The organism is Mycobacterium sp. NPDC003323, from assembly GCF_053589535.1.
The window spans coordinates 1-26,487 of sequence record NZ_JBSFSB010000001.1 but is presented as its reverse complement, the minus strand read 5'-3'; the positions used below and the strand labels follow the sequence as shown (position 1 = coordinate 26,487).

At 69.4% G+C, this 26,487-nt stretch carries 21 protein-coding genes; 15 read left to right on the top strand and 6 right to left on the bottom strand.

The annotated features are described in order from the left end of the window. The first annotated feature begins 50 nt into the window (after positions 1 to 50). Positions 51 to 1,385: a flavin monoamine oxidase family protein gene (locus tag ACWDUN_RS00105; protein ID WP_449922899.1), complete on the top strand. Its 1,335-nt coding sequence runs from the start codon at positions 51 to 53 to the stop codon at positions 1,383 to 1,385. Here ACWDUN_RS00105 and ACWDUN_RS00100 read toward each other — a convergent pair. Together ACWDUN_RS00100 and ACWDUN_RS00095 are read right to left on the bottom strand one after the other, a co-directional pair. Beyond that, complete coding sequence (locus tag ACWDUN_RS00100; protein ID WP_449922896.1) at positions 1,375 to 2,313, bottom strand: alpha/beta fold hydrolase; 939 nt, start codon at positions 2,311 to 2,313, stop codon at positions 1,375 to 1,377. The two genes, ACWDUN_RS00105 and ACWDUN_RS00100, sit on opposite strands and share 11 nt — an antisense overlap. Positions 2,314 to 2,338: 25 nt before the next feature. Continuing rightward, complete coding sequence (locus tag ACWDUN_RS00095; RefSeq protein WP_449922893.1) at positions 2,339 to 3,421, bottom strand: NAD(P)-dependent alcohol dehydrogenase; 1,083 nt, start codon at positions 3,419 to 3,421, stop codon at positions 2,339 to 2,341. A gap of 24 nt (positions 3,422 to 3,445) precedes the next feature. Between ACWDUN_RS00095 and ACWDUN_RS00090 the strand changes: the two genes are divergently transcribed. Beyond that, complete coding sequence (locus ACWDUN_RS00090) at positions 3,446 to 4,414, top strand: NADPH:quinone oxidoreductase family protein (protein WP_449922890.1); 969 nt, start codon at positions 3,446 to 3,448, stop codon at positions 4,412 to 4,414. On the opposite strand, the gene ACWDUN_RS00085 is transcribed toward ACWDUN_RS00090, so the two are convergent. Continuing rightward, complete coding sequence (locus tag ACWDUN_RS00085; RefSeq protein WP_449922888.1) at positions 4,401 to 6,017, bottom strand: CocE/NonD family hydrolase; 1,617 nt, start codon at positions 6,015 to 6,017, stop codon at positions 4,401 to 4,403. The genes ACWDUN_RS00090 and ACWDUN_RS00085 overlap by 14 nt on opposite strands. A 72-nt stretch (positions 6,018 to 6,089) precedes the next feature. Here ACWDUN_RS00085 and ACWDUN_RS00080 point away from each other — a divergent pair, with 72 nt between their 5' ends. Next, positions 6,090 to 6,413, top strand: a complete 324-nt coding sequence (locus tag ACWDUN_RS00080) for a DUF732 domain-containing protein (RefSeq protein WP_449922885.1) — start codon at positions 6,090 to 6,092, stop codon at positions 6,411 to 6,413. Here the strand turns inward: ACWDUN_RS00080 and mbtM are convergent. From mbtM to ACWDUN_RS00065, 3 genes are all read right to left on the bottom strand, one after another. After that, complete coding sequence (gene mbtM / locus ACWDUN_RS00075) at positions 6,410 to 7,990, bottom strand: long-chain-fatty acid--ACP ligase MbtM (protein ID WP_449922882.1); 1,581 nt, start codon at positions 7,988 to 7,990, stop codon at positions 6,410 to 6,412. The two genes, ACWDUN_RS00080 and mbtM, sit on opposite strands and share 4 nt — an antisense overlap. 278 nt (positions 7,991 to 8,268) lie before the next feature. Then, entirely contained in the window at positions 8,269 to 8,919 is a 651-nt protein-coding gene (locus tag ACWDUN_RS00070) for a hypothetical protein (protein ID WP_449922879.1), read from the bottom strand. Positions 8,920 to 9,061: 142 nt separating this feature from the next. Beyond that, on the bottom strand, positions 9,062 to 9,976 hold the full coding sequence (locus ACWDUN_RS00065; RefSeq protein ID WP_449922876.1) for a hypothetical protein: 915 nt from the start codon (positions 9,974 to 9,976) through the stop codon (positions 9,062 to 9,064). Between the two features lie 182 nt (positions 9,977 to 10,158). Between ACWDUN_RS00065 and ACWDUN_RS00060 the strand changes: the two genes are divergently transcribed. From ACWDUN_RS00060 to ACWDUN_RS00005, 12 genes are all read left to right on the top strand, one after another. Beyond that, complete coding sequence (locus ACWDUN_RS00060; protein ID WP_449922873.1) at positions 10,159 to 11,046, top strand: urea amidolyase associated protein UAAP1; 888 nt, start codon at positions 10,159 to 10,161, stop codon at positions 11,044 to 11,046. Then, positions 11,043 to 11,693: an urea amidolyase associated protein UAAP2 gene (locus ACWDUN_RS00055; protein WP_449922870.1), complete on the top strand. Its 651-nt coding sequence runs from the start codon at positions 11,043 to 11,045 to the stop codon at positions 11,691 to 11,693. The genes ACWDUN_RS00060 and ACWDUN_RS00055 overlap by 4 nt, the downstream gene beginning before the upstream one ends. Further along, a complete protein-coding gene (gene uca / locus ACWDUN_RS00050; RefSeq protein ID WP_449922867.1) occupies positions 11,690 to 15,280 on the top strand; it encodes an urea carboxylase in 3,591 nt (1,196 codons plus the stop codon). The genes ACWDUN_RS00055 and uca overlap by 4 nt, the downstream gene beginning before the upstream one ends. Next, positions 15,277 to 17,730 (top strand): allophanate hydrolase, encoded by a 2,454-nt coding sequence (gene atzF / locus ACWDUN_RS00045; RefSeq protein WP_449922864.1) that lies wholly within the window; start codon positions 15,277 to 15,279, stop codon positions 17,728 to 17,730. The genes uca and atzF overlap by 4 nt, the downstream gene beginning before the upstream one ends. Before the next feature lie 2 nt (positions 17,731 to 17,732). Next, positions 17,733 to 18,761, top strand: coding sequence for an isopenicillin N synthase family dioxygenase (locus ACWDUN_RS00040; protein ID WP_449922861.1), 1,029 nt, complete (start codon positions 17,733 to 17,735; stop codon positions 18,759 to 18,761). A gap of 89 nt (positions 18,762 to 18,850) precedes the next feature. Then, a complete protein-coding gene (locus tag ACWDUN_RS00035) occupies positions 18,851 to 20,338 on the top strand; it encodes a sodium:solute symporter family transporter (protein WP_449922859.1) in 1,488 nt (495 codons plus the stop codon). A gap of 62 nt (positions 20,339 to 20,400) precedes the next feature. Next, positions 20,401 to 21,084, top strand: coding sequence for a TetR/AcrR family transcriptional regulator (locus tag ACWDUN_RS00030; protein WP_449922856.1), 684 nt, complete (start codon positions 20,401 to 20,403; stop codon positions 21,082 to 21,084). An 81-nt stretch (positions 21,085 to 21,165) separates the two neighbouring features. After that, on the top strand, positions 21,166 to 21,570 hold the full coding sequence (locus ACWDUN_RS00025; protein WP_449922854.1) for a TOBE domain-containing protein: 405 nt from the start codon (positions 21,166 to 21,168) through the stop codon (positions 21,568 to 21,570). Then, positions 21,564 to 22,313 carry a molybdate ABC transporter substrate-binding protein gene (gene modA / locus ACWDUN_RS00020; protein ID WP_449926116.1) on the top strand — a complete coding sequence of 250 codons (750 nt, stop codon included), beginning with the start codon at positions 21,564 to 21,566 and terminating at the stop codon, positions 22,311 to 22,313. The genes ACWDUN_RS00025 and modA overlap by 7 nt, the downstream gene beginning before the upstream one ends. Beyond that, positions 22,310 to 23,116, top strand: coding sequence for an ABC transporter permease (locus tag ACWDUN_RS00015; protein WP_449922852.1), 807 nt, complete (start codon positions 22,310 to 22,312; stop codon positions 23,114 to 23,116). Before modA ends, ACWDUN_RS00015 begins: the two co-directional genes overlap by 4 nt. Beyond that, positions 23,113 to 24,192 (top strand): sulfate/molybdate ABC transporter ATP-binding protein, encoded by a 1,080-nt coding sequence (locus ACWDUN_RS00010; protein ID WP_449922849.1) that lies wholly within the window; start codon positions 23,113 to 23,115, stop codon positions 24,190 to 24,192. Before ACWDUN_RS00015 ends, ACWDUN_RS00010 begins: the two co-directional genes overlap by 4 nt. A gap of 2 nt (positions 24,193 to 24,194) precedes the next feature. Then, positions 24,195 to 26,126, top strand: coding sequence for a potassium transporter Kup (locus ACWDUN_RS00005; RefSeq protein WP_449922846.1), 1,932 nt, complete (start codon positions 24,195 to 24,197; stop codon positions 26,124 to 26,126). The last annotated feature ends 361 nt before the right edge of the window (positions 26,127 to 26,487 follow it).

Below are 26,487 nucleotides of genomic sequence, written 5' to 3'. Positions count from 1 at the left end.
AAGACCCCCAGAGCGCATCCAGGCGCGCCGCGAGGCGGCACACTGGGGGTGTGACCGATGTGATCGTGGTGGGGGCCGGATTCGCGGGGCTGACGGCAGCGCGCGAACTGACACGTAACGGGCACGACGTGCTCGTGCTCGAGGGTCGTGACCGGGTCGGGGGCCGCTCCCACACCGCGACGATCGCCGGGGTGCCGGTCGATCTGGGCGCCACCTTCGTCGGGCCCACCCAGGACGCCGTGCTGGCGCTGGCCGCCGAACTGGGCTGCCCCACCGTCCCGACCTACAGCCGCGGCAAGAACCTCATCCGCTGGCACGGCAAGGTGCGGTCCTACCGCAGCACCATCCCGAAGTTGTCGCTGATCGAACTGCTCGACGTGTCCCGCATCCAGTGGCGGTTCGACCGACTCTCACGGCTGATCCCGGTCACCGACGCCTGGTCGGCCGATGCGGCCCCGCGACTCGACCAGAAAAGCCTGGAGGGCTGGCTGCGCGCCGTGCACGCCAGCGCGTCCACCCGCAATCTGATGGCCATCATGTCGCGGGTGACCTGGGGGTGTGAGCCCGACGAGGTCTCGATGCTGCACGCGGTGCGCTATGTCAAGGCCGCGGGCGGACTGGGCCGGATGCTCGACGTCAAGGGTGGAGCCCAACAGGACCGCTTCCCGGCGGGCACCCAGCCGATCGCGCAGCGGATGGCCGACGAACTAGGCGCGAAGGTGATCACCGGCGCGCCGGTGCAGCGCATCATCCGCACCGACGACGGCTACACGGTGGAATCGGCCGCCGGCCGGTACACCGCGTCGGCGGTGGTGTTGGCCATCCCGCCACAGCATCGCGGCGAGATCACCTTCGAGCCCGCGCTGCCGGACGGCCACGCCGAACTGCCCGCGCACTGGCCGCAGGGAAATCTCAGCAAGGCCTACGTCGCCTACGAGAAACCGTTCTGGCGCGCCGGCGGCTGCTCGGGCGAGGCACTGTCGGATGAGGGTCCGGTGTTCATCACCTTCGATGTCAGCCCCGACGACGACGGGCCCGGAATCCTGTTGGGATTCGCGGCAGCACGAACCTTCGACGTACTGTCCCCGGCCGCCCGTCGCGAACAGGCCGTGCAGTGCTTCACCACCCTGTTCGGCAAGGCTGCCGCCCATCCCATCGACTATCTCGATCACTGTTGGAGCGCCGAACAATTCGCCCCCGGCGGGCCGACGGCGGCCGTACCGCCGGGGTCGTGGACCACCTACGGCCGACATCTGCGCACGCCGATCGACGGAATCTTCTGGGCCGGCACCGAAACCGCCGACGAATGGACCGGATTCCTGGACGGCGCGGTGCGTTCGGGCCGGCGCGCGGCCGGCGAGGTGAGTGCCTACCTCAGGACGTGAGGCGTTGCCGCACCACGGATTCGGCGAGTGCGCGCAGCCGCTGGTTGACCTCGGCCGGCCGCTCCAGGATGGCGCAGTGCCCGCCGGCCAGCTCGACGAAGTCGGCCAGATTGGGTGCGTGCTCGGCGATGTGCCGCGAGGCGTTGATCGGCAGCAACCGATCCTTGGTGCTGCCGATCACCAGCGTCGGCACCGACAGGTTCTGCAGCGAGATGTGTTTGGGCCCAAGGCCGTCGACCAGCACCCGGGCCCATCCGCCGCGGCCGGCGGCCGGCGTGGTGGCGAACAGCCGGTAGACCAACTCGCTCACCTGGGGATCGGCGTCGGCACCGACGGCCAGGTAGCCGACGAATCGCTTGTTGGCGCGGTCGGCCAGCTTGGGCACCGGGCTCGCACCGAACGTCTTCAGCAGCGAGCCCGCGGTCCGGATGCGGGTGGCGGCCAGCGCGGCGGGCACCCGGGCCAGCTGCACATCGCGTAGCAGGTCACCGGTGCTGGTGTTGATCAGCGCAACCGCGTCGGCGCAGCGGGTGACGCGATGCGGATAGCGCTGCGACCACGAGGTGATGGCGATACCGCCCATCGAGTGCCCGCCGATCACCGCGCGCTCCCCCGGCGCCAGCGTCGCGTCCAGGACCGCGTCCAGGTCGGCGGCCAGGTGGTTGAGGCTGTATCCGTGGCGGCTGCGCGGTGTCTCGCTGCGGCCGTGCCCGCGGTGGTCGTAGGCGATGACGCGGTAATCACCGGCCAGGTCGGCGATCTGGTGAGCCCACACCTCGATGGCGCAGGTGATGCCGTGGGCCAGCACGATCGGGTACCCGTCCTCGGGTCCGAAGACCTGGGCGTGCAGGCGGGTGCCGTCGGTCGAGCGCACCTCCACGGGTCGTCCGTCGGGAATCGCGGGCAGCGTCACTGCGGCTCCAATCATCGGCGTCGTTGCCTGAAACGGCAGCTTAACCGCCGGTGACGAGCACGGGCTTGATCACCGCACCGGATTTCGCCGCGGTCCACGCGTGGGCGAAATCGCCGAAGGCGAAGGTGCTGACCAGCCGGTCCAGCGGCAGCCGCCCGTCCCGGTACAGCTGCGCCAACTGCGGGATGAACACCTGCGGATCGCTGTCCCCCTCGACGACACCGCGCACCGTCAGTCCCTTGGCCATGATCAGCGTAACCGGAAGCTCGGCATTCGGCGCGCCCAACCCCAGCAGCGCCAGCGTGCCGCGCGCGGCCAGCACCCCCACCGCCGCGGTGATCACATCCGGGCGCGCCGTGGTGTCCACCGCGCCGGCCACTCCGCCGGTCAGCGCCATGATCTCGGCCGCGGCATCGGTGGTGGTCGGGTCCAGCGTGGCGGTGGCGCCGAGTCCGGCGGCCAGTTCCCGGCGTTCGGCGATCGGGTCGACCGCGATGATGGTGCCGGTGCCGGCGATCCGCGCGCCCATGATCGCCGACAGTCCGACCGCCCCGGCGCCGAAAACCGCGATGCTGTCGGCCGGGCCGATGACGTTGAGCACCGCACCGACCCCGGTCTGCACGCTGCACCCCAGCGGCGCGGCCAATGCGGCATCCATGCCGGCGGGCAGCGCGACGGCATTGCGGCTGCCGGCCATCGCATAGGTGGCGAAACTGGACTGCCCGAAGAAGCCACCGGTGATCGGTGCGCCGTCCAGCCGCAGCGCGCTGGTCTCATCGCGGCGACCGCCGCGCATGTTGAGGTTGGTCGATTGGTCGCAGTACGCGGGCCGGTCCTTCACGCAGTTGCCGCACGCACCGCAGCTGGCGAAGGTCAGGACCACCTGATCACCGACCGAATGCCGGGCCTGCGGGCCGACGGCCACGACGGTGCCGGCACCCTCGTGCCCGAACACCATCGGTGTCTTGCGCAGGATGGCGGACATCGTGATGTCGGTGTGGCAGATGCCGACGGCGTCGACGCGCACCAGCACCTCGTCCCCGATCGGATCGCGAAGTTCGACATCGGTGAGCTGCGGGTCCCGCCCCGTTTCCAGGACCACCGCGGCACGTGCCTTGATCACTTGACGCATGTTAAATGGTGAGCCATGCGCGCAATTCAGATACCCCGGTTGGACGGACCCGAGGCCGCCGAGCTGGTCGAAGTCGACGAACCGGGTACCGACGGTGTGGTCATCGATGTGCATGCGGCCGGGGTGGCGTTCCCCGATGCCTTGCAGACCCGCGGCCTCTACCAGCACAAGGCACCGCTGCCGTACATCCCCGGTGCCGAGATCGCCGGTGTGGTGCGCAGCGCCCCGGACGGGTCCGGGTTCGCGTCCGGTGACCGGGTCGCCGGGCTGTGCATGCTGACCGGCGGGATGGCCGAGGTGGTGTCGCTGCCGCCCGACCGGGTGTTCGCGCTGCCGGACACGGTGTCCTTCGAGGCCGGCGCCGGCATCCTGTTCAACGATCTGACCGTGCACTGCGCGCTGCGCACCCGCGGTCGACTGGCCGCCGGCGAGACGGTGCTGGTGCACGGCGCCGCCGGCGGGATCGGCACCTCGGCGCTACGGCTGGCCCCGGCATTCGGCGCGAGCCGCACCATCGCGGTGGTCAGCACCGAGGAGAAGGCGCAGACCGCGCGGGCGGCCGGGGCGTCGGACGTGGTGCTGGCCGACGGATTCAAGGATGCGGTCGCCGAACTCACCGACGGGCGCGGGGTCGACATCGTGCTCGACCCGGTCGGCGGTGACCGGTTCACCGATTCGCTGCGCTCGCTGGCGCCGGCCGGTCGGCTGTTGGTGGTCGGTTTCACCGGCGGTGAGATTCCGACGGTCAAGGTGAACCGGTTGCTGCTCAACAATGTCGACACCGTCGGCGTCGGTTGGGGTGCCTGGGCCGCCACCCACCCGGGTTATCTGGCCGAGCAGTGGGCCGAGCTCGCGCCGCTGCTGGCCGACGGCCGGGTGAGCGCCCCGGAGCCGGTCGTGTACCCGTTCGAGGAAGCCGGTGCGGCGATCGCATCGCTGGAGAACCGCACCGCGGTCGGCAAGGTCGTGCTCAAGATCCGATAGCGCCCTCGGTCGGGAGGATCAGCCGGGACCGCGGACCGACGGTGTGGCGACTGCGGATCAGCCGTGCGGCGGTCCATACCGGTTCGCCGGTCCCCGGGTTGCGCGCGAAGCGGGGGTAGGAACCGCCGGCGATCGACACCCGGATCCGTGCTCCGGCCGCGAACCGGTGCGCGATCGGGTCGAGGTCCAGCTTCAGCACCCCGACGTCGGCCGGGGTCCGGCTGACATACCCGTCGCTGACGTTGCGGGAGCGCCCGTCGGCGCCCACCTCGCTGATGCGTACCGACACATCGCACCAGCCGGTGTCGGCGTGGTGATCCAGTTCGACGCGTGGAACGCCGATCACCTCCAGGTCGGTGTCGAGCACCGCACCGGTGAAGGTGACGACGTCGCCACGGGCGGCCAACGCACTGTCCTCGCGATAACCGCGGGGAACGAACAACATTCGGCCACCGATCGTCGGTGTCGGATCGCCGGGATCGAAGACGAACCGCGCCGGCGGCGCATCGTCGGGCGGTGTGCGCGCGGTCAGCGCGGCACGTGGCCCCAGGTACAGCACGCGCTCGGTCGCCGGCGGCGGCCAGGACGCCAGCTCGCGCCACCGGCCGGCCCCGGTGACATGCACCCGCACCCCGCGTGGCCGGTTGCCGTCCAGCCAGTGCAGCGACTCGCGCAGCACATCGCCGCCGGCATCACCGTGGCTCCACGGGCCGACCATCAACGTCGGCTCGGCGCCGCGATCCCGCAGCGCCCGGTACTGGTCGAACGTCTGAGTGAGGAAGACGTCCTGCCAGCCGGTGACCAGCAGCACCGGCGTGCTGACCCGGTGCAATGCTCGGCCGAGCCGGCTGGGCTGCCAATACGGATCGGTGAGATCGGGGGTGCTCAGCCACGACTCGTGCCAGGGGGCGCGGTTGCGCAGGATCCGGGCGCCGGCCGCGCGCAGCGGCACCATCTGCAGCGGTCGACGTAGCCGGCGGGGCATCGTCGTCATCCGGATGATGGTGCGCAGCGTGCCGCCGTCCTCCTGGGTCGCGACCTGGGCGCTCCACATCAAGAAGTCGGCCAGCGCGAAGGCCCCGGTGCTCCAGGTGGATTCGGCGAAGTCATGGGGTGCCATGCCGATCACCGAGGTCTGCAGCTCGGCGGGCGGGTCGGCCAGCAGCGCCCACTGGGTGAAGCCCAGGTAGGAGGACCCGACGGTGTCGAACCGGCCGTCGAACCAGGGCTGGGTACGCATCCAAGCCACCGTGTCGGCGGCGTCATCGGCCTCGGCGAGACCGGGATGGAACTCGCCGCCGGATCCGAAAGTGCCTCGCACACTTTGCATGACGACGCGGTACCCACGTTCGGCGTAGATGGATCCGGTTATCTCGGCGGGCAGGTTGGACCGACCGTACGGCGTGCGGATCAACACCGTTCCGGTCGCGCGCTCGGGCAGGTACAGATCGGTCAACAGTTCGACACCGTCGCGCATCGGAACCGCGATACCGCGGCACACGACGAATCCGGTGTCGGCGCGGGGCAGTTTGTGCCGGGCGCTCATCATCCGGGTGGCCAGCCGGACCAGCGGGCCGGGCCGGTTCTGCTCCATGGTCGCCATCGCGCACCATTGTGTCCGAATCGACGCCATAATCACCCACCCGGTACCCGATCGGTCGCTACCGTCGGAGGGATGCGCACAAGTGTGTCCGTCGGCCTGGCCGTCTCAGCTGCGGCCCTCGCCCTCGTCGGCGCACCGAGCGCACCGGCCGATGAAGTTAATGAACGCGCCTATCTCGACGCGCTGCGCACCGCCGGTATCGTGCCCGAGTTCTACACCCCGGCCGCGGCGCTCACCAGCGCCCAGAAGTTGTGCACCGCAATGGATGGCGGTATCGATCAACTCGACGTGGTGGACGTCGTGATCGGCTCGGACCGGGTGCCGGAGAACGTGGCGACCTTCGTCGTGGGGACGGCGACCGTCGCGTTCTGTCCGTGGAACTCGATGAACGGTTAGCTCGCGCCGACCTCGAGACCGCGCTTGACCTCCAGGCGGCGCAGCTTGCCCGATGAGGTGCGCGGCAGCGTGCCGGGCTTGACGAACACCACGTCGGCGGGCACCACACCGCAGCCGGAGGCGACCTGCTGCATCAATTCGGCGCGGGCGCCGGCCTCGTCGGGCCCGCGGAATTCTGCGGTGACGACCAGCCCGGGGCGCACCGATCCCTCACCGACGCCGACGGCGACCACCGCACCCTCGCGGACACCGGAGACGCGGGCGGCGATCCGCTCGACCTCGGCCGGGAAGATGTTGCGCCCGGCGACGGTGATGATCTCCTTGGCGCGGCCGCAGACCACCAGACCGTCGTCGACCAGATAGCCGATATCGCCGGTGCGGAACCAGTCGTCGGCACCGTGTGCCTCGCCGCCCAGATAGCCCGACATCATCGAGGTCCCGCGGATGGCCACCTCACCGATCTCGCGATCGGCGACCTCGGTCGAGCCGCCCTCGACCGGTTCGATGCGCACCTGCATACCGTCGATCGGCTTGCCGAGCACGGCATGCCGGCGCGGGGCGGTGCCTTCGGCGGTGATGAACGTCGTCTCGTCGATGATCAATCCTGCACCGGGCACGGGAACCGTTACCGCGCAGGTTGATTCGGCCAGGCCGTAGGAGGGCGACAGCGCGCCCGCGGCGAAGCCGAAACGGGCCATCTCGGTGGCGAAGCGCTCGGTGAGCTCACAGTCGACGGGTTCGCCGCCGTTGAGGGCGAAGCGCACCGCCGACAGGTCGACATCGGTGATGCGGCGCGAGTACTTGCCGATCATCCCGTAGGCCATGTTGGGACCGGCGGTGATCGTGGCGCCGCTGTCGGACAACCAGTTGAGCCAGCGGAACGGCGATGCCTGGAACGCGGCGGTCGGTGCCTGCCACACGTCATTGCCGGCCAGCGCTCCGGCCAGCAGGAAGCTGAGCCCCATATCGTGGTACAGCGGCAGCCAGGAACAGCCGATATCGCCGGCGCGTACGCCGATGCGCTGGTTGAGTCCGCTCAGGTTGGCCAGCACCGAGGCGGGCGGCAGCTGGACCGTGCGCGGGGTGCCGGTGGAGCCTGCCGTGCCCTGCAGGATGGCGACCGGGGCGTCGACGCCAGGTAGCTGCAAACCGCCGGATCGTTGCGGGGACGCCAGGTCGGCAAGGTCCACGACGGCGGGGTCCGCACCGCTGGTCGAGATCTTCTCCAGATAGTCGCCCTGGCTGCCGACCAACTGGGCCGAGATACCGCGGAACCGCGCCTTGGTGGCCTGTGCCCACGCCGTGGTGTCGGCCCCGCGGATCGGGCCGGGCAGGATCGACACGGCAGCGCCGGCGTAGAAGGCGCCGATCACCGAGGCCACCAGTTCGGCGGTGGGTGCGCCGACCAGACCGATGCACCGGATGTCGTCGTCGAGCAGCCGCTCGGCGACGTTCTGGGCGCGGAGGTGGATCTCGGGCCACGGGTTGCGGGTCCACTCCTTGTCGGCGAGCAGCACCAGGTCCCGGTCGCTGGTCGAGATCGATTCCGCCAGCGCAGCTGCCAGCACGTTGCCCATCAGTTCTGCCCACCGTTCATGGTCGCGACGCGCACCTTCCGCACCGAGAAGAAATCCATGGATGGAAACTATATGACCTTTGCTCGAAATGGCTTCCTACGCTAACGCCCGCGACAATTTGACTTCCGGCGGAGGTCGTGCGCAATTCCGTGACGTGCCACAAAGTTGAATTCACCTGCCGACCGTCGCTGAGAACGACCTCAGCAATGACGAACGCCACATCTTTGCGGCATCGCGGTGCCGGCTCACGATCAGTTGAACGGGTCGGCTGACGCGCCTTAGCCCCCGGGCTGGCCCGGCGCAGGCGCGGGTGCACCCGGCGGCGGTGGTGCCGGCGCAGCCGGTTCACCCTCCGGGTTGCACAGCTCGTCGAGTTTGGTGTTCTCGGCGTCGGCGTCCTGCAACCGCTGGGTCTGCGCGGGATCGTTGGTGGGGATCTCGGCGATGGCCGCGGCACCGATGTCCATCAGCGTATTGCCGAAGTTGCGTGCCGCCTCGGCCAATTCGTCCGGAGTGGCGGGGTCGACGCGGTTGAGCAACAACTGGCCGCCCCCGAGGAGCGCGAGGCGCGCATTCGCCGCGACGGCGATCGCGGCCCCGAAATCTCCTTGGCCCTGCTGAGGTTGCTGCAGCGCGCTGCTGTTGGCCACGCCCACGCTGACGAGCGCGAACGCGTCGCACACCTTGGCCTCGGCCTGGTCGCGGTCTTCCTGGCTGAAGGACTCGGCGGCCGGCTCATCTGCGGCCGGCGTCGCCATTCCGGCGTTCACCGGGTTGCGCCACATGTACGCCGACGCGCCGAGCGTCGCGATGGCCAGCAGCATGGCGGTGACCGCGATGACCGCCGGGCTGCGTGACGATTTCACCTCGTCGACGGATGCCGGCTCGACATCGGTGTCGTCGACTCTGCGTTCCTTGTCGTCGGGCACGCCGGCCATCGTAGCAACGGCGTTACGGCCGGCCGCTCACCCGACACAGCCGGCTTTTCCCACGTCGCGTCATCCCGCGAGAGACCGTGTCTGTACGCCGACACGCCGCCAGCCCGGACACTTCGGGGTCGCTCACCGGAGCTCAGTGCAGCCCATAGCGTCCGGGGGCGAGATGGGCCCGTTCCAGGAACACCTGTATGGCCGCCAGCATCTGCCAGTGCAGACGCTGTAGCCGCTGCGCCAGGTCGGGGCCGGGCTCGAACACCGCGGGGCCGTCGGTCGGTGGTGGCGGCAGTTCACCGAGGACGCGCGCCATGTCCACCTCTATATAGGTGAAGTCGCCGCAGGGCCGCTTGGCGTCCGCGGCGGCCGCCGGGAATTGCCCGGCGGCCAGGCGGTCCTCGCAGTCGTATTCCGAGGGCCAGCGGATCTCGATACTGCGCAAGAGCTTCAGGTGCTCCGCTGTCGCGGTCACCTGTCCGTCGTCGTCCACGCCGAGATCCTCGGCGGACAACCCGTCGTACCCGCGCAGCGCGGCACCAACATCGGCGGAAGTCAGATTCTGCAGCGGATAGCGCCCCGGCTCCAGCTCACCGTGGCGCAGCACGCGCGCCATGACGAAGAACATCTCCACGTGGCGACGCCCGAGCGCGACGGCATCATCGGCTCCGAACACCTCCTCCAATTGGGCGAGCAGATCCGCGCGTCCGTAGGGGCGGTGGGGGTCCAGCATCGGGGCGCCCCGTTCCGCCCCGTCCCAGGCCAGCCGCGCGCTGCGCAGCAGGGCCAGGTGTGACTCGGTGATCTCGAAGGACCCGTCACCGAACCAGCCGCCGCCGTCGAGTTCGAAGGCATCGGCCGGATCGCGCCACAGCGCACATACCGGCTCGGGCAGCTCCGCGGCTCGGCTGCCGACCATGTCGTCGGTCGCTGCGCGCAATGCCGCGTCGTGCTCGGCACCGCTCCTGCGGGATTTCCGGTACGCACCGGCGAACTTGACCATGAACTTCGCACGTTCGAACACCGCGGCTCCTGCATCGGGGATGGTTGTGGGCAATCAACCATAGTGAGCGGGCATAAATACCTGTCACGCGACAGAAACATTGGACGCGCGTTGTTAACAACGCCCGAATCATCGGTTACATCGGCGCAACCACCACATCGCGTTCGACGCGAAAACTGTCATCCGACAGAAAGTCCGCTCCCCCAAGCGGACTCACTACTGGGTGAGAGTGAACAGTGAGCAGCACGCTTTCCGACGGTCGGCCCGCCGACGTCCCCACGTCCGACACGGCCACCACGGCCGGTGCCCGGGCACACGCCCGGGCCCAGCACGGCCGCACCGCCGAGTTCATGCGCCACCAACCGGCGTCGACCTCCCCCACGACGCCCGCCGGTATCCCGGCCACACAGCTGGTGTGGTCGGAAACCGTTGCACCGGGCGGATATACCAGCGCCGTCCTGGCCCGCGGCTCCCGCATCCGATTGACCGACCCCCTCGGTGACGCCTGCGCACATCTGCTGCTGCACCGCGCCGACGCCCCCCATGAGCGGCTCAACGTCGCCGACACCGTCAAGGTGCCTTGGCAGGCCTACCTCGGTGCCGGTCATCCGTTGCTCAGCGGTTTCGGTCGGGTGCTGGCCACCGTCGTCGCCGACACCTCGACCCAGCACGACGCGCTCACCGGAACCTCCACCCGGGCAGGCAATCTGGAGCGCTACGGGGCGGCAGCCCCCGAGTCGGCGGCACCGGCCGGACGCGAACTGTTCACCCTGGCCGCGCTCAAACACGGCCTGGACCGCCGCGACCTGCCGCCATCGGTGTCGTTCTTCCAAGGAGTCCGCGTCGACCCCGACGGTGCCGTGCGCTGGCTCGGATCCGCCGGCCCCGCGACAGCGGTCGACCTGCTGCTACACGTCGACACGATCGTGTTGCTGGCCAACACGGCACACCCGCTCGATCCCCGGCCCGACTACACCTGCTCGCCGCTGCTGGTGCACGCCTGGCCCGCCACGGCCGAGCTGGGCCTGTTGGCCGCCGGAGAGCTGTTGGGGCCGTTGGGTCCCGAACACACCCAAGCCATCGTCAACACCGACGCCGACCTCGCCGCAAGGGGACAGTTGTGACCACACTCGAGATTCCCGCGCTGGTGCCGGGCAGCGTCGTGCTCGACGAGTACGTCGCCGCCCGGGCCTCCTGGTCGGCGGTCGTCGCCGCCGGCGACGTCCTGACCATCGTCGACCTGGCCGGCAACCAGGCCGTGGACTGCCTGCTGTACTCGGCGGTCGACACCGGTGTGCGGTACTCCGCGCCGGAAACCATTCGGCGCCAGGGCCGTATCGCGTTGACCACCGGATCGGTGTTGCGTGCCGACACCGGTGACGCGCTGATGACGGTCGTCGCCGACGAGGTCGGCGTCCACGACACCCTCGGCGGGGCGTGCTCCAAGGAGTCCAACACCCTGCGCTACGGCCAGCACACCCGCGCCCAGCACGGCTGCCTGGACAACTTCCTGATCGAGGGTTCCCGGCACGGGTTGGGCGCGCGCGATATGGCCAGCAATATCAACTGGTTCATGAACGTGCCGGTGGACCCCGACGGGGCACTCGGCATCGTCGACGGACTGTCAGGCCCCGGCAAGCGCGTCGCGTTGCGCGCCGAGATCGACACCCTGGTGCTGGTGTCGAACTGCCCGCAGATCAACAACCCGTGCAACGCCTTCGACCCGACTCCGGTGCGGATGATCGTCACACGACCGGGAGCAGCGGCATGAATCACACCGTCCTGATCGCCAACCGCGGTGAGATCGCGGTCCGTCTGATCCACGCCGCACGCACCCTCGGCCTGCAGACCGTCGCCGTGTTCTCCGACGCCGACCGCGGCGCACCACATGTCGCACTGGCTGATCGCGCCGTCCGCATCGGTCCGGCCGCACCGCGCGACAGCTATCTGCGCACGGCCGCCATCCTCGAGGCTGCCACGACCACCGACACCACCATCGTGCATCCGGGCTACGGATTCCTGTCCGAGGACGCCGATTTCGCAACGGCCGTCGAGGCCGCCGGTATCGCCTTCGCCGGCCCCAGCCCTGAGCAGCTACGCCGATTCGGCACCAAGCACACCGCACGCGCCGCGGCCCGCACCGCCGGGGTTCCCATCTTTCCCGGCTCCGACCTGCTCGACGACCTCGACGCCGCCGTGACCGCGGCCGAGGCCATCGGCTATCCGGTGATGCTCAAGGCCACCGGTGGCGGCGGCGGTATCGGTATGCAGGTGTGCCGCACCGCCGATGACCTCCGATCGGCATATCGGCGGGTGGTCGCGCAGGCCGAGCGCAGTTTCGGATCGGCCGGGGTGTTCGTCGAACGGTACGTCGACAACGCCCGCCACGTCGAGGTGCAGATCTTCGGCGACGGCACCGGCCGGGTGCTCTCGCTCGGTGACCGGGACTGCTCGCTGCAGCGCCGGCACCAGAAGGTCATCGAGGAGGCCCCGGCGCCCGCGCTGCCCGCCACCGTCCGCGAGCAGCTGCAGGCCACCTCGCGGGCGTTGGCAGCCTCTGTGCATTACCGCTCGGCAGGCACCGTCGAATTCGTGTACGACGCCGCCCGGCAGGAGGCGTCGTTCCTGGAGGTCAACGCCCGTCTGCAGGTGGAACATCCGGTGACCGAGGCGGTCACCGGCGTCGACCTGGCCGGCTGGATGATGCGGCTGGCCACCGGTGACACCGCGATGTTCGACGAATACCCCGCCGGCACCGTCGCGGTCAGCGGCCACGCGGTCGAAGCGCGGGTCTATGCCGAGGATCCCAGCCGCGACTACCGGCCGAGCACCGGCACCATCACCGCCGTCAGCTTCCCCGACGACGTCCGGGTGGACGGGTGGGTGGCCGACGGCACCGAGGTCACCGCCTCCTATGATCCGCTGCTGGCCAAGGTCATCACGCAGGCCGACGACCGCGACGCGGCACTGGACCGCCTCACCGAGGCAATAGCCAAGTCCGAGTTACACGGTATCGAGGTCAACCTCGGCATGCTCGGTGCGGCACTGGATCACCCGGACGTGCGAGCCGCCCGGCACAGCACCGCGACCCTGGCCCAGATCACCGATCCCCGCCCCCGCATCACCGTCGAACGACCCGGCCTGCTGACCACCGTGCAGGATGTGCCCGGCCGCGTCGGACTGTGGCAGGTCGGGGTGCCGCCGAGCGGTCCGATGGACGATCTGTCCTTCCGGCTCGGCAACCGCGCCCTGGGCAACCCCGAGCATGCGCCCGGATTGGAATGCACCGCAAGCGGTCCGGCGCTGCGGTTCAGCCATCCCAGCACCGTCTGCGTCACCGGCGCCGAATGCCTGGTCACCGTCGACGGTGTGCCGGCGCCGATGTGGGAACCGATCGACATCCCCGCCGACGGCGTGCTCGACATCGGCGCCGCCGAGACCCTGGGCCTGCGCACCTATGTCCTGCTGGCCGGTGGCCTGGACGTGCCCACGTACCTGGGCAGCGCGTCGACGTTCACCCTGGGCCGCTTCGGTGGCCACGGCGGCCGCGAACTGCACACCGGAGATGTGCTGCGCACCAACGACACCGCGGTACAGACCGAGGGTCCGGTGCCGGCGGCGTCGCGTCCGGCCTTCAGCACCGAGTGGGAGCTGGCGGTCACCGAGGGACCGCACGGCGCCCCGGAGTTCTTCACCCGCAGCGATATCGACACCCTGTTCCAGGCGTCGTACCGGGTGCACTTCAACTCCGCGCGCACCGGGGTCCGGCTGGAGGGCCCGAAACCACAGTGGGCCCGACCCGACGGTGGCGAGGCCGGACTGCATCCGTCCAACATCCACGACAACGCCTACTCGGTGGGGGCGCTCGACTTCACCGGCGACACCCCGATCCTGCTGGGCCCCGACGGCCCGAGCCTGGGTGGTTTCGTCTGCCCGGTCACGGTGATCTCGGCGCAGCGCTGGAAACTCGGGCAGTTGCGTCCCGGCGACACCGTCCGTTTCGTGCCGGTACAGGCGGCCGACGCGCCGTCGCGGGCCGAACTCGGCGCCCGCCGCATCGCTCCGCTGATCCGCCGCGGTGATGGTGACGACGGGGTGCTGGCCCGCCGCGACGGTGTCGGGGGTGCGCCGGCGGTGACCTACCGACGCAGCGGCGACGACAACGTCCTGATCGAATACGGCGACATCGTCCTGGATCTCGCGTTGCGGGCCCGGGTGCACGCCCTGCACACCCGCCTCGACGGCAGCGTCAACGGCATCCTGGATCTGACGCCGGGCATCCGCTCGCTGCAGGTCCACGTCGACCCGGACGTGCTGCCGGTGTCGCGGCTGCTCGGTCTGTTGGCCGAGATCGAGGATGAGCTGCCGGCCTCCTCGGAGCTGGTGGTGCCCAGCCGCCGGGTCCGGTTGCCGCTCAGCTGGGATGACCCGGCCACCCGGGAAGCCATCGCCCGATACACCTCCGGTGTCCGCGACGACGCGCCGTGGTGCCCGTCGAACATCGAATTCATCCGTCGGATCAACGGTTTGGACAGCCAGGCCGATGTGTACGACACGGTGTTCGCCGCCGAATACCTCACCCTCGGTCTCGGCGACGTCTACCTCGGGGCGCCGGTGGCGACACCGCTGGATCCGCGGCACCGGCTGGTGACCACGAAATACAACCCGGCCCGCACCTGGACCGCGGAGAACTCCGTCGGCATCGGCGGCGCGTATCTGTGCATCTACGGCATGGAGGGTCCCGGCGGTTATCAGTTCGTGGGCCGCACCACCCAGGTGTGGAGCCGGTTTCGGCACACCGCGCCGTTCGAGCCCGGCAGCCCCTGGCTGCTGCGGTTCTTCGACCGGATCTCGTGGTACCCGGTCTCGGCCGACGAACTGCTGGAGTTGCGCGCCGACATGGCCGCCGGGCGCGGCAGCGTCGATATCACCGAGGGCACCTTCTCGCTGGCCGAGCACGACCGGTTCCTGGCCGACAACGCCGCCGATATCGCGGCGTTCCGGGACCGTCAGGCGGCCGCCTTCGCCGCCGAGCGCGCGGCGTGGGAACGCGCCGGCGAATTCGACCGCGCCGAGCGGGCCGCGTCCAATGTGGCGACTAGCACCGACGACCTCGTGCTGGCCGACGGGGATCAGCGCATCGACGCGCCGTTCTCGTCGAGCGTGTGGAAGGTCGACGTCGCCGTCGGTGAGCAGGTCGTCACCGGGCAACCGCTGCTGGCGCTGGAGGCGATGAAGATGGAGACCGTCCTGCGGGCACCGGCCGACGGTGTGGTGACCCAGATCCTGGTGTCCGCCGGACATCTGGTGGATCCGGGCACCCCGCTGGTGGTCGTCGGGACGGGCGGTGCCGCGTGAGCGCCACCGACCGGGTCCGCGCGGCCTACGCAGCCATCGAGGCCGCCGACCGTCCGGAGATCTGGATCACGCTGCGGCCGTTGGCCGATGCCCTGGCCGACGCACAAGCGGTGGACGAGGCCGACACCGATCTGCCGCTGGCCGGGCTGGTCGCGGCGGTCAAGAACAACATCGACATCGCCGGGATCGCCACCACCGCGGCGTGCCCGAGCTATCCCGACGGTCCGGCCGACACCGACGCGACGGCGGTGGCCCGGCTGCGCGCCGCAGGCGCGGTGATCATCGGCGCCACCAACCTGGACCAATTCGCCACCGGTCTGGTCGGCACCCGCAGCCCGTACGGCGCGGTCCGGGATTCCCGCCGACCCGAATACATCTCGGGCGGATCCAGTTCCGGGTCCGCGGTCGCCGTCGCGCTCGGTCTGGTCGACATCGCGCTTGGCACCGACACCGCGGGGTCCGGCCGGGTGCCGGCCGCCCTGCAGGGCATCGTCGGGATCAAACCCACCCTCGGTGTGGTGCCCACCGACGGTGTGGTGCCGGCCTGCCGCTCGTATGACTGCGTGACGGTGTTCGCCCGCGATCTCGATACCGCCGATGCCGCCATGGGGGTGATCGCCGGTGGCGCCCGGCCGTTCCCGCCGGATGCCCCGCTGGCAGCACCTTCGGTCACCAGGGTCGCGGTGCCGCGCACCCTGCCCGGGTTGGCACCGGAGTGGTCGCAACTGTTCCGGAGCGCATGTGACCGATTGGCGCACAACGGGATCGAACTTGTCGACATCGACCTGGACCTGTTCCTGCAGGCCGCCCGCCTGCTCTACGACGGAGGTCTGGTCGCCGAACGGCACGAGGCCGTGGGCGCCTTCGTCGACGCCCACCGCGGCGCGGCCGACCTGGACCGCACTGTCGCGGGCATCATCGGGGCGGCCGGCACCGTTTCGGCGACCCGGTTGTTGCACGACCGGGTTCGGCTGGCCGAACTGACCGCCGCGGCAATGACCGAACTCGGTGACTGTCACGCACTGCTGGTGCCCACCACCACCGAACACCCGACGCTCGCCGAGGTCGCCGCCGACCCGGTGGGCGTCAACTCCCGGCTGGGTACCTATACCAACTTCTGCAATCTGATGGATCTGTGCGCCGTCGCGGTGCCCGCCGGAACCGATTCCGCGGGTGCACAGTTCGGTGTCAGCGTGATCGCGCGCGCCGGCCATGACGCGGTGGCCCTGGATATCGCGCGGTTGCTGACGTCGGCCCGCACCGGGGACGCGCCCTGGCCCACGCGTGCCGGCCTGGACACCACCCGGTTGTTGGTGGTGGGTGCACATCTGCGCGGGCAACCGTTGGCCTGGCAGCTCGACGAACGCGGCGCGCGGTGGCTCGGGCCTGCCACCACCGCACCGCATTACCGGTTGGCGCGCCTGGACACCGAACCACCCAAGCCCGGTCTGGTGCGAGTGTCCGAGCACGGCACCGCGATCGGCGGACAGGTGTGGCTGATCGGCACGGCCATGCTCGGTGACTTCCTGGCTGCGCTGCCGGGGCCGATGGCGCTGGGGCAGGTGGAACTCGCCGACGGTTCCGAGGTCGTCGGTTTCGGCTGCAGCCTGCAGGCCTGGGAGTCCGGTACCGACATCACCCATCACGGGGACTGGCTCGGATACCTGCGCCGCGCCACCGCGGGCACGGCGGCAACCCGGGCCGATATCGAACACCGCAGCTGGCGTCGCACTGCCATCGCGGTGCCCGGCAGCCCGGTGGACACCGACAGCGATGTCGAGTGGCTGCAGGCCGGCGAGTTGTACGTCGATGTGCGCACGCCCGCCGGCATGCCCCCGATCCACGGCACCTCACTGGACACCCTGACCCGTGCCGACCTCGAGGCACTGTGCACCCAGCAGGGCTTCGCCGGACGTTTGGTCGCCGAGGACGAGACATGGTCCTGGCAGCGCGATATCGACCTGCACCCGGCCGAAGCGCTGCCGGACCGCGGCCGCCTGCACATGGCCGGTGAGGTGCTCGTCGAGACCGGCATCGGCCGCGACTATCACGAGGACTGGCGTGCCCAGCCTGTTGGCGGACCCGTCGTGGAGCTGCGGCTGCACGATCCGAGTGGCCGGGACGGCATGCTGCTGCGGGTCGGAAATCGGTTTGGCTACGCCCGTGGACGCGGCGTCGACCTGGATGCGGATTCCCTGGTCGAGGCCGTCACCGCCGCCGATCTGGATGACGCCCGCGCGTTGCTCGATGTCGAGATCTCGCTCGGCGTGATCGACGAAACAGGTTGGCGCATCACCAGGTCCACGCTGCCGTTCCGGGTCGGTGACGACCTGGCCCCGGACCTCGACACCGACCGGGTCAGCACCGCCGAACGGGACCGCTCCGGTGCCGTCGTCCGCCGGTACTGGACGGTATCAACCCTCGAACACGCACTAGCCCTACAGGATTGATGATGAGCACTGACTTCACCGACGTACCCGTGCTGGATATCGCAGCGCTGCTCGACGAGGCCGACCCGGGCTACCACGATGCCGTCGCCGCTCTCGGTGACGCCGCCCGCCGCGTCGGTTTCGCCCAGGTCGTCGGGCACGGTATCGACCGGCAACTGTTCGACGATCTACTGCAGCACACCCGCGCCTTCTTCGCGCTGCCCGAGGCGGAGAAACGCAAGGTGTACATCGGGCTGTCGAGCAACCATCGCGGTTACGTCCCGCCCGGTGAGGAGGTGTTCGCCTCGGGCACCGTGGACGCCAAGGAGGCCTTCGACCTGTCGGTCGAGCTGCCCGCCGACGACCCGCGTTATCTGGCCGGCCATCCGTTGTTGGGCCCGAACCAGTGGCCCGAGCTGCCCGGGTTCCGCGAGGCCGTGACCGTCTGGTACGACGCCGTTTTCGCGTTGTCCCGGCGCCTGTTGCGGGCCTTCGCGGTCGCGCTGGGCGAACCGGCGGACCGCTTCGAACGCCACGTCACCGCACCGCCCTCGCAATTGCGGCTGATCCACTATCCGTATGACCCCGCGGCCGCCGACCGGCCGGGGATCGGTGCACACACCGACTACGAGTGCTTCACCCTGCTGCGTCCCACCGCACCCGGTCTGGAGGTGCTCAACGCCGCCGGTGACTGGATCGACGTCCCGCTCATCGAGGACGCGTTCGTGCTCAACATCGGTGATCTGCTGGAGATCTGGACCAACGGCGAATTCGTCGCCACCACGCACCGGGTCCGCAAGGTGGCCGAGGAACGCTACTCGTTCCCGCTGTTCGTCAACGTCGACGATGACACCGAGGTGGCGCCGCTACCCGCGTTCGTCGCGGACGGCGCGCCGGCCCGCACACCGGTGATCGCCGGGGAACATCTCTTCGCGCAGACCGCGCAGAGCTTCCGTTATCTGCAACAGCGCCTCGCCCGAGGGGAGGTGACGCTGCCCGAGGGCGCCCATCCCCTGGCGACATTCGGCCGCAAGGCCCTGGTCGCCACCTGAGTCTTTCGCAACGACGCGGATCCGAACTCAATCTCCGGCAACGTCGCCGGGACTCCCTGACAACCCCTACTCCCCCGATGGAGTCCGCCATGATCATCACCGGCGTTGCCATATTCCTGCTCATCCTCACCATCAGCGGTGTCGTGTCCGCGCGCCGCGTGCGCGGCGACTGTTCGAACTATCTGGTTGCCGGGCGGGCCCTGCCCGCCGTGCTGGTCACCGCGGTCCTGATCGCCCAGCCCGTCGATTCCAACGCCACCATCGGTAACGCCGATCTGTCTGCGGCCTTCGGCTTCTGGGCCGGTGCGGCGCTACCCATCGGCCTGGCGGTGTGCCTGGTGCTCATGGGTCTGTTCTTCGCCAAGCGGATGCGCGCGGCCGATGTCGTGACGCTGCCCGAGTACTTCCGTAACCGCTTCGGTCGCAGCACCGAGGTGGCGTCGTCGTTCCTGACGATCGCCAGCTTCATCATCCTGTTGGCCGGCAACCTGGTCGCCGTCGGCTTCCTGCTGGAACGCTTCCTCGGTGTCTCCTACGCCTTCGGCATCCTGCTGACGGTTCCGTTGGCCCTGCTGTACACCATCAGCGGTGGCATGTTCGCCTCGGTCTACACCGGCGTGGCGTGCGTCGTCGTCAACATCATCGGCGTTGTCTCGCTGGTGATCTGGGTGGCCTCCACGCACGGCTTCAGCGCACCCGAGGGCATGGGTGCCGGTGATCTGGCGCAGCTGACCTCCAGTGAGTCGGGCGCGGTCATCAACTGGGCCACCATCATCGCGCTCGGTCTGGGCAATCTGGTCGCCATCGACCTCATGCAGCGGGTGTTCTCCGCACGTACCCCCGGTGGGGCGCAGAAGGCCTGCTTCGCCGCCGCGGCCGGGCTGCTGATGCTGTGCATCCCACTGTCGTTCGTGGCGCTGGCCGCGGTCAGCATCGTCGGCGATGCCGCCGCGGACGGTCCGATCCTGTACACCCTGCTGGGCCAGTACGCACCGGCCTGGCTGGCCATCATCGTCATCTCGGGTCTGCTGGCCGCCACCCTGACCACCATCAGCGGCATCCTGTTGTCGACCGCTGCGGTGTTGATCCGCAACATCTTCCGCATCGACGCGCACGCCGTGGTGATGACCCCGCGGGTGCTGACGGCCACCCGGTGGGCCACGCTACCGATGGCGGTGCTGGCCGCCGTGGTGGCGCTGCGGGTGCCGCAGACCGGAATCCTGTTGACCCTGGCGTTCGATCTGCTGCTGGCCAGTCTGGTGGTGCCGTTCATCCTGGGTCTGTACTGGTCGCGCGGCGGGGCGGCGGCGGTGTGGGCGGCGATCATCGTCGGCATCGGGGTGCGGATGACGTTCTTCGTACTGACCCCGACCATCTACGGCGTCGACAACACGCTGCTGTACATCCCGAACGAATGGGTGAGCACGGCGGTCGACGGATGGAGCACTCTGTTGGCCGGGGCCGCCTCGCTGATCGCCTACCTGGTGGTCGCCGCGCTGACACCGCGGCCGGTCTCGCTCGCGGAGGAGATCGAGTCGGCGCCGGTGCCCGAGGTGCTGACGGCGGCACGGTCCTGACCGCCCGACACGACGCTGCGGTCGCGCACGTGTCGAGCCTGCCGAACTGGCAGGATCGACACGTGCGCACCACCGCGAGCGGCCGGCCCCGGCTTGAGGGACGCAAGAGACCCGGTGACACCGCCCGCGACGAGGTACTGGACGCTGCCGCCGAACTGTTCACCACTCTGGGCGTCGCGGCCACCACGACGCGCCAGATCGCCGAGTCCGTGGGCATCCGGCAGGCCTCGCTGTATCACCACTTCCGCACCAAGAATGACATCCTGGCCGCGTTGCTCAGCGGAACCGTGCTGTCCTCGCTGACGGCGGCCCAGAAGCTGGGTGAGCGCGGCGAACCGCCGGTGGTGCTGCTGCACGCGCTCAGCTATCTGGACTGCCGGCTGTTGTGGGACAGCCCGTGGAATCTCGGCATCCTTTACCTGCTGCCCGAGGTGCGCGACCCGCGGTTCGGCGAATTCCACAGTCAGCGCGCTGAATTGCGGGAGGCCTATCGACGGTTGTCGCACCAGGTGATCGACACGGTGCCGACGGCACCCGACGCGCTGGACATCGGCCGCGACGCCGACGCGGTGTTCCGTCTGGTCGAGAGTCTGCCCAACCTGCGTGCCGATGGCCTCGGTGAGCCGGACCAGCCGCGGCGCACCGCGGACCTGGCGGTACATCTGCTCGGCTGGCGCGGTGACTGGGACGGCCTGCGGGCGGCCTCCCAGATCGTCGCCGACGAGGTGGCCGCAGCTGGGCCTTAACCGCTGGTAGTCCGCAAATGCGGATGAGTTATGGTCATGTATCCGCACCAGCGGACTGACCATTACCCGCGGGAGGCATGCATGCCGGCGATACGGATCAAGGACGCGGCGGCGCTGCTGGGCGTCAGCGATGACACGGTGCGCCGCTGGATCGACACCGGCACCCTGGCGGCCGACAAGGACGAGTCGGGCCGCAAGGTCATCGCCGGTGACGTGCTGGCCCGCTTCGCCCGCGAACATGCCGCACCGCCATCGGATCCGCTCGGCGTCGGAAGTTCGGCGCGCAACCGGCTGGTCGGGCTCGTCACCGAGGTCACCTCGGACACGGTGATGAGCGAGGTGCAGATGCAGTGCGGGCCGTTCACGATCACCTCGCTGATGAGCACCGCCTCCGTCGAGCAGCTCGGGCTTGAGCCCGGCGCGCTGGCCGTCGCCGTCGTCAAAGCCACCAACGTCATCGTCGAAACACCCGGCGGGACATCGTGAAATCGTCCGTCGCTGTTCTCAGCGTCACCGTGGTCCTTGCCGGATGCCAATCGGCACAGTCCCCCTCGCCGACGAGCCTGACCGTGTTCGCGGCCGCGTCGCTGAAGACGACGTTCACCGAACTGGGTGAGCGTTTCGAAAGCGACCACCCCGGCACGACGGTGAAATTCAACTTCGCCGGCTCCTCGGATCTGGTCGCCCAGCTGACTCAGGGCGCGCCCGCCGACGTGTTCGCCGCTGCCGACATCACCAACATGACCAAGGCCGTCGACGCCGGTGTGACCGCCGGGGACCCCGTGAACTTCGCGACCAACACCCTGACGATCGTCACCCCGCCCGGAAACCCGGCGGGCATCGCGTCTTTCGCCGACCTGGCCGATCCCGGCGCCCAGGTCGTGGTGTGCGCGCCGCAGGTCCCGTGCGGAGCCGCGACCGAGAAGGTCGAGAAGACCGCCGGGGTGACACTGGCCCCGGTCAGCGAGGAATCGTCGGTCACCGATGTGCTCGGAAAGATCACCTCCGGGCAAGCCGACGCGGGCCTGGTCTACATCACCGATGCCGCCGACGCCGGCGACAAGGTGACCGCCATCCCGTTCCCGGAAGCCGCCGGCGCGGTGAACACCTATCCGATCGCGACGCTGCGGGAGGCCGCCGATCCCGCTGCGGCACAGCAGTTCGTCGATTTGGTGACCGGTCCCGCAGGCCGGGAGGTCCTGTCGGCGGCAGGATTCGCCGCCCCATGAGATCGCCGCGCCGCACGGCGGTTCGGGTCGGGCTGCCGGCCTGGATCTTCCTGCCGGCGGCAGTCGGCGCGCTGTTCGTGATCCTGCCGCTGATCGCGATCCTGCTCAGGATCGACTGGGCGCAGTTCATCCCGCTCATCACCTCCGAATCCTCACTGGCGGCACTGCTGCTCAGCGTGCAGACCGCCGCCGCCAGCACGCTGGTGTGTGTGCTGCTCGGTGTGCCGATGGCCGTGGTGCTGGCCCGCAGCACCTTTCGGGGCCGGTCGGTGCTGCGCGGCATGGTACTGCTGCCGCTGGTATTGCCGCCCGTCGTCGGCGGTATCGCGCTGCTGTACACCTTCGGCCGTCAGGGGCTGCTCGGTGAGCAGCTGGACGTGTGGGGCATCCGGATCGCCTTCTCCACCGCCGCGGTCGTGCTCGCGCAATCCTTTGTCTCGCTGCCCTTCCTGGTGGTCAGCCTGGAGGGAGCGCTGCGGTCGGCGGGGTCGGGGTACGAGCAGGTCGCCGCGACACTCGGCGCACCTCCCACCCGGGTGCTGCGCACGGTGACCCTGCCGCTGGTACTGCCCGGGCTGGTATCGGGGGCCGTGCTGGCCTTCGCGCGTTCGCTCGGCGAGTTCGGGGCGACGCTGACCTTCGCCGGTTCGCTGCAGGGCGTGACACGCACACTGCCGCTGGAGATCTACCTGCAGCGGGAAACCGACGCGGATGCGGCGGTCGCGCTGTCGCTGTTGCTCATCGTGGTGGCCGCGGTGATCGTGATCGCCTCGGCGAGCCGACGGCTGGCGGGCCCGCTGTGAGTGCGGTACAGCTGTCCGCTCGCGTCGAGGATCGTGGTATCGACGTCGATATCGCCCTGGACGACGGCGAGGTGCTGGCCGTACTGGGCCCCAACGGCGCCGGCAAATCGACACTGCTGCACATGATCGCGGGTCTGTTGCGCCCCGATACCGGCCGCATCACCGTCGGTCAAAGGGTCCTCACCGACACCGCGGCAGGCGTTTTCACTCCCCCGCATGCTCGTGGCGTGACCATGCTGTCCCAACAGGCGATGCTGTTCCCGCACCTGACGGTCGCTGCGAATGTCGGCTACGCGCCGCGCTGCCGTGGCCTGTCCCGTTCGGCGGCCGAGGCGGCGGCTCGGCGCTGGTTGGCGGCGGTCGATGCCGTGGAGTTGGCCGACCGGCGCCCGGCTCAACTGTCCGGCGGACAGGCCCAGCGGGTCGCGGTCGCCCGGGCCCTGGCCGCCGAGCCGGAGGTGTTGCTGCTCGACGAGCCGATGGCCGCGCTCGACGTCACCGCGACCCCGGCGCTGCGCCGGCTGCTGCGGGAGGTGTTGGCCGACCGGACGGCCATCCTGGTCACCCACGATCTGCTCGATGCGTTGGCCGTCGCCGACAAGGTCATCGTCGTCGACGGCGGACGAGTGGTGGAGCGCGGCCACGTCCGTGACGTACTGACCGCACCACGCAGTGACTTCGCCGCGCGCATCGCCGGGGTGAATCTGATATCCGGGGTCATCCTCGAACCGGGCACGTTGCGCACCGGCTGGGAGACAACGGTTTCCGGCCTGGGCGATACCCCGGCCGGCTCCGCTGCGGTCGCGCTGTTTCGCCCCGCGACGGTGGCCGTGCATCCGACTCCGCCGCATGCCAGTCCACGCAATGTCATCGAGGTGCGCATCGCCGAGCTCGACGTGCACGGCACGACCGTGCGGATCCGCGGCGCCGAGCAGCCCGACGGCGGCACCGGTCTGGCCGCCGACATCACCGCGGCCGCTGCCGCCGAGCTGGACGTGCACCTCGGCCAGACGGTGTACTTCGTCGTGAAAACACAGGAAGTCCAGCTTCATCCGGCGTTGGTACCGATGATGTAGGGATGCTGGAAGAGAAGACCGTACAGCGGAGGCCGTCCGACATCCGTCCGCTGCGGTTGGCGATCGTCGTGGGCGCCCTGGGCGTGGTGTTCGGCGATATCGGCACCAGCCCCATCTACACCCTGCAGACGGTGTTCAATCCTGCGGACCCGCACCCCGTGCCGCTGTCCGAGGCCAACGTGTACGGGGTTGTCTCCCTGATCTTCTGGTCGGTCATGCTGATCGTGACCCTCACCTATGTCACGCTGGTGATGCGCGCCGACAATCACGGCGAGGGCGGCATCATGGCGCTGATCACCCTGCTGCGGCGCGGGGCGCACACCCGCGGTCACCGCACCGCCATCGTGCTGGGCTTCCTCGGATTGTTCGGCGCGGCGCTGTTCTTCGGTGACTCCATGATCACCCCGGCGATCTCGGTGCTCTCGGCGGTCGAGGGACTCAAGACCATCGAACCCGACCTCAAGGACTGGGTGGTGCCGATCACCGCCGTCATCATCGTCGTGTTGTTCAGCGTGCAGCGTCAGGGCACCGCGGTCGTCGGCCGATTCTTCGGGCCCGTGATGATCGCCTGGTTCGTCGCGATCGGCGCCTGCGGCATCAACGGCATCGCGGCGCACCCGGGGATCCTCGCGGCGCTGTCACCCACGCACGCCATCGCCTTCGTCAGCGGACATTTCCACATCGCCTTCTTCGCGCTGGCCGCGATCGTGCTCGCGGTCACCGGTGCCGAGGCGCTCTATGCGGACATGGGCCATTTCGGGCGCCGCGCCATCGTCATCGGCTGGCTGAGCCTGGTGCTGCCGGCCTGCACGCTGAACTACGTCGGGCAGGGCGCACTCCTGCTGCGTGACGACAGCGTGCACAGCGCGCCGTTCTTCCTGCTGGCGCCCGAATGGGCGCGGCTGCCGCTGGTGCTGCTGGCCACCGCGGCCACCGTCATCGCCTCCCAGGCGGTGATCACCGGGGCGTTCTCGGTGGTGTCGCAGGCCGTGCAACTCGGATACCTGCCGCGGTTGCGCATCACCCACACCTCGGCCAAGGCGATCGGGCAGATCTATGTGCCGTGGATCAACTGGGTGTTGATGGTGTCGGTGCTGACGCTGGTGTTCGCGTTCGAGACCTCGGCCGCGCTGGCCTACGCGTTCGGCATGGCGGTCAGCGGCACCATCACCATCACGACCCTGCTGTTCCTGTACTACGCACGGCAGCAGTGGAAGTGGCCGCTGTGGCTGCTGATCGGCGGTGGCGGGATGCTGCTGGCGGTGGATCTGATGTTCTTCGCGGCCAACCTGACCAAGCTGGTACACGGCGCGTGGCTTCCGTTGGCCATCGCGATCTTCGCGTTCACCGTGATGACGACCTGGCAGCGCGGCAGGCACCTGGTGACCGCCTCTCGACGCGAGATCGAAGGGCCGCTGCGCCCCTTCATCGACGAGTTGGCGCAACGGCGGCCGGCCCTGGCACGCGTCGCGGGAACATCGGTGTTCCTCAATCGCAGCGATGACACCACTCCGCTGGCCATGCGGGCCAATGTGGAGCACAACCACGTGCTGCACGAGCATGTCATCATCGTCGCGGTGGAGACACTGCCGGTGCCCCGCCTCACCGATGACGAGCGCATCTCGGTGGACGCGCTCGGGTATCGCGATGACGGCATCATGCACGTGACGGTGCATGCGGGATACATGGAGCGGCCCGACGTCCCTGCCGCGCTGCGCCTACTGCCGGCCGAGGTCACCGAGGGCGGCGTCGATCTGGACCGCGCGTCATTCTTCCTGTCGCACCTGGAGTTGGTACCCGGGGACAGCACCGACATGGTGGGCTGGCGGAAGCGACTCTTCGTGGCCACCTCGTTCCTGACCGCCGACGCGGCCGGCTATTTCCACCTCCCGCAGGACCGGACGGTCATCATCGGATCACGATTGGATGTCTGATCGACCCCCCTCGTGTGATCCGCATCACAAAGACGTTAGAGTGGGTACACGCCGCGGGTACCTGAGGCGGCGACGAACTTCACGGAGCGGGTAGCTCCAGACCCAAGGAACGGCCCCGGTGTGTTCCCCGGGGCCGTTCCAATGTTTCGGGGCCATTCGATTCGCCGAGTAGGGACCGGTCCGGTTCTGGTCGCCCACCTTGTCGGTGGGACCGAGTAGTGTAGAACACATGTTCGAAGGATGCGATCGCGACACGCTTGCGGCGTTGAGTGACGAAGCGCTCATCACCGCCGTCGCGGCCGCCACCCGCTCCGAAGCCACCGCCGCGGCGCGCCGGTTGGCCTTCATCGCCGAGGCCACC

Bases quoted from the DNA above. Each gene is read 5' to 3' on its own strand.
- ACWDUN_RS00100 (WP_449922896.1), bottom strand. From the start codon at position 2,313: ATGATTGGAGCCGCAGTGACGCTGCCCGCGATTCCCGACGGACGACCC.
- ACWDUN_RS00090 (WP_449922890.1), top strand. From the start codon at position 3,446: ATGCGCGCAATTCAGATACCCCGGTTGGACGGACCCGAGGCCGCCGAG.
- ACWDUN_RS00085 (WP_449922888.1), bottom strand. From the start codon at position 6,017: ATGGCGACCATGGAGCAGAACCGGCCCGGCCCGCTGGTCCGGCTGGCC.
- ACWDUN_RS00080 (WP_449922885.1), top strand. From the start codon at position 6,090: ATGCGCACAAGTGTGTCCGTCGGCCTGGCCGTCTCAGCTGCGGCCCTC.
- mbtM (WP_449922882.1), bottom strand. From the start codon at position 7,990: ATGGGCAACGTGCTGGCAGCTGCGCTGGCGGAATCGATCTCGACCAGC.
- uca (WP_449922867.1), top strand. From the start codon at position 11,690: ATGAATCACACCGTCCTGATCGCCAACCGCGGTGAGATCGCGGTCCGT.
- ACWDUN_RS00040 (WP_449922861.1), top strand. From the start codon at position 17,733: ATGAGCACTGACTTCACCGACGTACCCGTGCTGGATATCGCAGCGCTG.
- ACWDUN_RS00035 (WP_449922859.1), top strand. From the start codon at position 18,851: ATGATCATCACCGGCGTTGCCATATTCCTGCTCATCCTCACCATCAGC.
- ACWDUN_RS00025 (WP_449922854.1), top strand. From the start codon at position 21,166: ATGCCGGCGATACGGATCAAGGACGCGGCGGCGCTGCTGGGCGTCAGC.
- ACWDUN_RS00015 (WP_449922852.1), top strand. From the start codon at position 22,310: ATGAGATCGCCGCGCCGCACGGCGGTTCGGGTCGGGCTGCCGGCCTGG.
- ACWDUN_RS00005 (WP_449922846.1), top strand. From the start codon at position 24,195: ATGCTGGAAGAGAAGACCGTACAGCGGAGGCCGTCCGACATCCGTCCG.